The organism is Pseudomonas sp. 2VD (genome assembly GCF_005503585.1).
In the GTDB taxonomy this organism is placed as follows: Bacteria; Pseudomonadota; Gammaproteobacteria; order Pseudomonadales; family Pseudomonadaceae; genus Pseudomonas; species Pseudomonas aeruginosa.
The window spans coordinates 25,131-31,235 of record NZ_SCND01000025.1 but is presented as its reverse complement, the minus strand read 5'-3'; the positions used below and the strand labels follow the sequence as shown (position 1 = coordinate 31,235).

General features: G+C 65.0%; 5 protein-coding genes and 1 pseudogene. 5 read left to right on the top strand and 1 reads right to left on the bottom strand.

Going from position 1 to position 6,105, the window contains the following annotated elements:
- Positions 1 to 75: 75 nt before the first annotated feature.
- The 5 genes and pseudogenes from FFS27_RS04980 to phnB all read left to right on the top strand — a co-directional run.
- A pseudogene (locus tag FFS27_RS04980) lies at positions 76 to 192 on the top strand (hypothetical protein); the annotation flags it as partial.
- A gap of 42 nt (positions 193 to 234) precedes the next feature.
- A complete protein-coding gene (gene pqsD / locus FFS27_RS04975) occupies positions 235 to 1,248 on the top strand; it encodes an anthraniloyl-CoA anthraniloyltransferase (protein ID WP_003086245.1) in 1,014 nt (337 codons plus the stop codon).
- On the top strand, positions 1,242 to 2,147 hold the full coding sequence (gene pqsE, locus FFS27_RS04970) for a 2-aminobenzoylacetyl-CoA thioesterase PqsE (RefSeq protein WP_003086247.1): 906 nt from the start codon (positions 1,242 to 1,244) through the stop codon (positions 2,145 to 2,147). Before pqsD ends, pqsE begins: the two co-directional genes overlap by 7 nt.
- Positions 2,148 to 2,263: 116 nt before the next feature.
- Positions 2,264 to 3,856, top strand: a complete 1,593-nt coding sequence (locus FFS27_RS04965; protein WP_003140752.1) for an anthranilate synthase component 1 — start codon at positions 2,264 to 2,266, stop codon at positions 3,854 to 3,856.
- Positions 3,834 to 4,436 carry an anthranilate synthase component II gene (gene phnB / locus FFS27_RS04960; RefSeq protein WP_003112548.1) on the top strand — a complete coding sequence of 201 codons (603 nt, stop codon included), beginning with the start codon at positions 3,834 to 3,836 and terminating at the stop codon, positions 4,434 to 4,436. The genes FFS27_RS04965 and phnB overlap by 23 nt, the downstream gene beginning before the upstream one ends.
- Here the strand turns inward: phnB and mvfR are convergent.
- Positions 4,389 to 5,387, bottom strand: coding sequence for a multiple virulence factor transcriptional regulator MvfR (mvfR, locus tag FFS27_RS04955; protein WP_003108614.1), 999 nt, complete (start codon positions 5,385 to 5,387; stop codon positions 4,389 to 4,391). The genes phnB and mvfR overlap by 48 nt on opposite strands.
- Between the last annotated feature and the right edge of the window lie 718 nt (positions 5,388 to 6,105).

The window sequence follows — 6,105 nt, the reverse complement described above, 5'->3', positions numbered from 1 at the left end:
TTGTTTTTATAGATACGGCGACGCACTGATATTACAGGTGAGGTGTCGTTCGGAGGCGTCAGATGTGTAGAAGCGACAGGCCTGCGCGAGGGCAAGATCCGCCCCGGCGATCGTATCGTCATGGCCGGCGCAGCCACCGGCTGGGGTTTCGCCGCCCAGGTCTGGCAATTGGGCGAGGTGCTGGTGTGCTGAGGCATAGCCATGTTGAACCACGGTGTCCGAGGAGGGCTGTACATGGGTAATCCGATCCTGGCCGGGCTGGGTTTCAGCCTGCCGAAACGCCAGGTCAGCAATCATGACCTGGTAGGGCGCATCAACACGTCGGATGAGTTCATCGTTGAACGCACCGGCGTACGCACCCGCTATCACGTCGAGCCGGAACAGGCGGTCAGCGCGCTGATGGTACCGGCGGCGCGCCAGGCCATCGAGGCTGCCGGGCTGCTGCCGGAGGACATCGACCTGTTGCTGGTGAACACCCTGTCGCCGGACCACCACGACCCGTCCCAGGCCTGCCTGATCCAGCCGCTGCTGGGCCTGCGGCACATCCCGGTGCTGGATATCCGGGCACAGTGCAGCGGGTTGCTGTACGGCTTGCAGATGGCTCGCGGGCAGATCCTCGCCGGGCTGGCACGGCATGTCCTGGTGGTCTGCGGCGAGGTGCTGTCCAAGCGCATGGACTGTTCGGACCGCGGCCGCAACCTGTCGATCCTGCTCGGCGACGGTGCCGGCGCGGTGGTGGTCAGCGCCGGCGAGAGTCTCGAAGACGGACTGCTGGACCTGCGCCTGGGCGCCGACGGCAACTACTTCGACCTGCTGATGACCGCGGCGCCGGGTAGTGCCTCGCCGACCTTCCTCGACGAGAACGTCCTGCGCGAGGGCGGGGGCGAGTTCCTCATGCGCGGCCGGCCGATGTTCGAGCATGCCAGCCAGACCCTGGTACGGATCGCCGGCGAAATGCTCGTGGCCCATGAGCTGACCTTGGACGACATCGACCATGTGATCTGCCATCAACCGAACCTGCGCATCCTCGATGCGGTGCAGGAGCAACTGGGCATTCCCCAGCACAAGTTCGCGGTGACCGTGGATCGTCTGGGCAACATGGCTTCGGCCTCGACCCCGGTCACGCTGGCGATGTTCTGGCCGGACATCCAGCCCGGACAGCGGGTGCTGGTCCTGACCTACGGTTCCGGCGCGACCTGGGGCGCGGCGCTGTACCGTAAACCTGAGGAGGTGAACCGGCCATGTTGAGGCTTTCGGCTCCCGGTCAACTGGATGATGACCTGTGCCTGTTGGGGGACGTCCAGGTGCCGGTGTTTCTGCTGCGTCTCGGTGAGGCGAGCTGGGCGCTGGTTGAAGGAGGGATCAGCCGGGATGCCGAATTGGTTTGGGCGGACCTGTGCCGCTGGGTCGCCGACCCGTCCCAGGTGCACTACTGGCTGATCACCCACAAGCACTATGACCACTGCGGCCTGCTGCCCTACCTGTGTCCGCGGTTGCCGAACGTACAGGTCCTGGCGTCCGAGCGGACCTGCCAGGCCTGGAAGTCGGAAAGCGCGGTGCGGGTGGTCGAGCGCTTGAACCGGCAACTGTTGCGTGCGGAGCAGCGGTTGCCCGAGGCCTGTGCCTGGGACGCTCTGCCGGTTCGCGCGGTAGCCGACGGCGAGTGGCTGGAGCTGGGACCGCGGCATCGCCTGCAGGTCATAGAGGCCCACGGCCACAGCGACGATCACGTGGTTTTCTACGACGTGCGACGCCGACGCCTGTTCTGCGGCGATGCCCTGGGCGAGTTCGACGAGGCAGAGGGGGTGTGGCGGCCGCTGGTGTTCGACGACATGGAGGCTTACCTGGAGTCCCTGGAACGTCTGCAGCGTCTGCCGACCCTGCTGCAGCTGATCCCGGGACACGGCGGCCTGCTGCGGGGGCGGCTGGCCGCGGATGGGGCCGAGTCGGCCTATACCGAGTGTCTGCGCCTGTGCCGGCGGTTGCTCTGGCGCCAGTCCATGGGCGAGTCCCTCGACGAACTGAGCGAGGAGCTGCACCGCGCCTGGGGTGGGCAGAGCGTCGACTTCCTGCCCGGCGAACTGCACCTGGGGAGCATGCGCCGGATGCTGGAGATTCTCTCCCGCCAGGCGCTGCCTCTGGACTGAGGCGGGACATCCATTGCGGCGATCGCCGCCGACGGCAGCGGTCGCAATTGGGGGAAAAGGGGGTTATCGATGATGAACATGCCGTTGCGCGCTAGCGTCGCGCAGGCCAGTCGCCCATGGGCGCGGGGAGATGGCTCGTGAGCGGGGTTGGCTATCGACTGGAAGAAAGTCTGGAGTACCGCACGCTGGTGCCGGAGGCGCTGTCGATCTGGCGCATGGCCGGCGCCAACCGGATGCTGTTCGACTGCTTCGACGTGGACAGCAAGGCTGCGCGGCGTAGCGTGGCGATCCTTTCCAGCTGCCTGCGCATCGAGTGCTGGGGGCGCGATGTAGTGCTGCGGGCGTTGAACGCCAACGGACGCGCCTTGCTGGCACCGTTGAGCGAGGCCTGTCCGGCCCAGGTCACCTGCTTGCGTGACGGCGACACCCTGCACTGGCGCTTCCCCCAGGAAGAGTCGCAGGCGGACGAGTGGCGACGCCTGCATGGCCTGTCCAGCCTGGAGGCGCTGCGCCGCGTGCTCGGAACGCTGGGCGACGCGGAGGAGCCTGCGCTGCTGGGCGGCCTGTTCAGTTTCGACCTGGCCGAGCAGTTCGAACCCTTGCCGGCGCCGGCCGAACCTGCGCGGCATTGCCCGGACTACCTGTTCCTGGTGCCGGAGTTGCTGCTGGATATCGATCACCTGGCGCGCCGGACTTCGCTGCAGGCGTTCGTCCACGATCCGGCCGGGCACGACCGGTTGGCCGCCAGCCTGCGCCAGTGTGCCGACGAATTCCATGGCGCCGTGGAGGAGGCTTCCGAGTCGCCGGTGGCAGGCGTACGGGCCGGCAACTACCAAGTCGACCTGGACGATGCGAGCTTTGCCCGCCAGGTAGAGCGCCTGCAGGCCCACGTGAGGGCCGGCGACGTGTTCCAGATCGTACCGTCGCGCAGCTTCAGCATGCCGTGCGCGGACCCCTGGCGGGCCTATCGCCAGTTGTGCCTGCGCAACCCCAGCCCGTACCGCTTCTTCCTCGATGCGGGGGACTTCTGCCTGTTCGGCGCTTCGCCGGAGTCGGCATTGAAGTACGACGCGGAGAGTCGCGAGGTGGAACTCTATCCCATCGCCGGCACTCGCCCGCGCGGACGCGATGCCCGGGGCGCCATCGATGCGGAACTGGACAATCGCCTGGAAGCGGAGTTGCGCCTGGACGCCAAGGAGATCGCCGAGCACATGATGCTGGTCGACCTGGCGCGCAACGATCTGGCGCGGGTCTGCCGCAGCGGTACCCGGCAGGTGCGCGACATGCTCAAGGTGGATCGCTACAGCCACGTGATGCACCTGGTCTCGCGCGTGGCTGGCGAACTGCATGGCGAACTGGATGCGCTGCATGCCTACCGTGCCTGCCTGAACATGGGCACCCTGGTCGGTGCGCCGAAGGTCCGTGCCATGCAGTTGCTGCGGCAGTACGAGGATGGCTATCGCGGCAGCTACGGTGGCGCGATCGGCATTCTCGACAGCGCCGGCAACCTCGATACCAGCATCGTCATCCGCTCCGCCGAGGTCCGCGAAGGTATCGCGCGGGTCCGGGCAGGCGCCGGCGTGGTGCTGGATTCGGATCCACGGCTGGAGGCCGAGGAAACCCGCAACAAGGCGCTGGCGGTGCTGACCGCCGTGGCCGCTGCCGAACGCGAAAGGGGAGAGCGCGATGCGCATCACGCTGTTGGATAACTTCGATTCCTTCACCTACAACCTGGTTGAGCAGTTCTGCCTGCTCGGCGCGGAGGTCCGGGTGATGCGCAACGATACGCCGTTGCCGACGATCCAGGCGGCATTGCTGGCCGACGGTTGCGAACTGCTGGTGCTGTCGCCGGGGCCCGGTCGGCCGGAAGACGCCGGCTGCATGCTGGAATTGCTCGCCTGGGCCCGCGGGCGCTTGCCGGTGCTCGGCGTCTGCCTCGGCCACCAGGCGCTGGCGCTGGCCGCCGGTGGCGCGGTGGGCGAGGCGAGGAAACCGCTGCATGGCAAGAGCACGTCCCTGCGTTTCGATCAGCGTCACCCCCTGTTCGACGGCATCGCTGACCTGCGCGTCGCGCGCTACCACTCGCTGGTGGTCAGTCGCCTGCCGGAAGGTTTCGACTGCCTGGCCGATGCCGATGGTGAGATCATGGCGATGGCCGATCCGCGCAATCGACAGCTGGGCTTGCAGTTCCATCCCGAGTCGATTCTCACCACCCACGGCCAGCGTCTGCTGGAGAACGCTCTACTCTGGTGCGGCGCGCTGGCGGTACGCGAGCGCCTTCGGGCCTGAGCGGCGCTGCGCCGTTTCGACGATGCTCGGTTGCCAGGCCGGCGCATCGTCGAAACGCTGGCGGCCGAGTTCGCGCAGGCGCTGGCGGGCGCTTTCGAGAAAGCGCAGGAAGCTGCGCTCGGATTCCAGCGCGGTGTTGTAGTAGCAATACACCTTGGTGTCGATGCCGCCCGGTTCGTAGAGTTCGCTGAGGACTGCCAGGGTACCGTTGCGCAGGCGTTCCTCGACGAAATAATGCGGCGCGATGCCCCATCCGACGCCGGCTTCCACCAGACGCAGCATGTCGTCGAAGTTTTCCACGAAGAGCACCTTGTCGCTGACCGGCCGCAGCAGGTTCGAATGCTGCCCGGAGCGGCTGCCGAGGCTGATCTGCCGGTAATTGGCCAGGCTCGCGATGCTGTGCAGGGAGGCATTGCACAACGGGTGCTGCGGATGGGCGACGACGAACGCCTTGGTGTAGCCGAGCACGCACTGGTTGAAGCGGGAGATCTTCAGTTCCTCGTCGATGGTGATGGCGATATCGATTTCCGCGTTGTCCTGCTTGATCGTCGCCAGGCTATCGGCGGGCGAGGTGCGTATCAGGCTGACCATGTTGAAATCGTCGAGCAGTACGCTGCTCACCGTATCGCAGAACGACGGCGGGATGGCGGTGTCCAGCAGCACCCGGAGATTGCGCGGACCCTTGTTGAGATTGAAGGCGATGTCGCCGATCAGCTGCTGGTAGTTCAGCAGGCTGCGCATGTAAGGGATCAGGCGAAGCGCCTGCTCGGTGGGTTCGACCTTGTAGCCGTCCCGACGGACCAGCTCCACGCACAGGTCGATTTCCAGGTTGCTGACCGCCGAGCTGACCGCGGTGTGCGACTTGCGCAGGATCCGCGCAGCGGAGGAAATCGAACCGGAGGCGATGACCTGGAGGAACATGTTCACGTGATTCAGGTTATGAATAGGCATCCCTTATTCCTTTTATTGGGTGGCGCGTGCCGCTTCCCTTGATCGGGTCAGGTTGCCGCTACTGTGGAAGAAGCGTCGAGGACTCGATAGATAGCGCCCGAGTGTTTCAACTTGTCTTCTGGATGACGTTTTCATCGGGGAAACCTCCCGTCGGTCAGTGAAGCGCAAGGGCTGGCGTGCGAGGGTGGAATCGGCCGCCGGCTCGCTTTCTGCGCGGCGGGCGCACGGCACGGGGAGTCGTCGTTTTGGAGGTGAGGGATGACGGCTCTGTTTCAGGATATTTTTATAATTATGTGAAAGAAGAGCTTATTTCAACGAAATATGTTTCATATTGCTCGTAAATTCGACGAAAAGAAAATCCGGATATTTACCGGTTATTTAACGCTAATACCAAGGGCCTAATACCAAAGTATTAACGCTGGCATGCCGGCATGTCGTGTTCGGTCGTGGAGCGAGCCGAGCTAGGGACGGTTCTAAGAAACGAAAAAATTATGTCGCGTAGGTCTAACGACCGAAACCTATGTCTTTTGTTAGCGTAGCCACCGGCCAGGCCGGTACGGACGCCGGGATGGCCCTGGCGCGACCTATGCGGTTAGAATCCGCGGCCTTGCAGGCGGATACCCCGAGCTTCGCTCGAGGGTGTCGCGGGTGCCGTGCCCGAAACCTGCAATCGTCAGCTCCCGGCGGTCCAGCCTGCCGCCGGGTATAAAATCGAGAG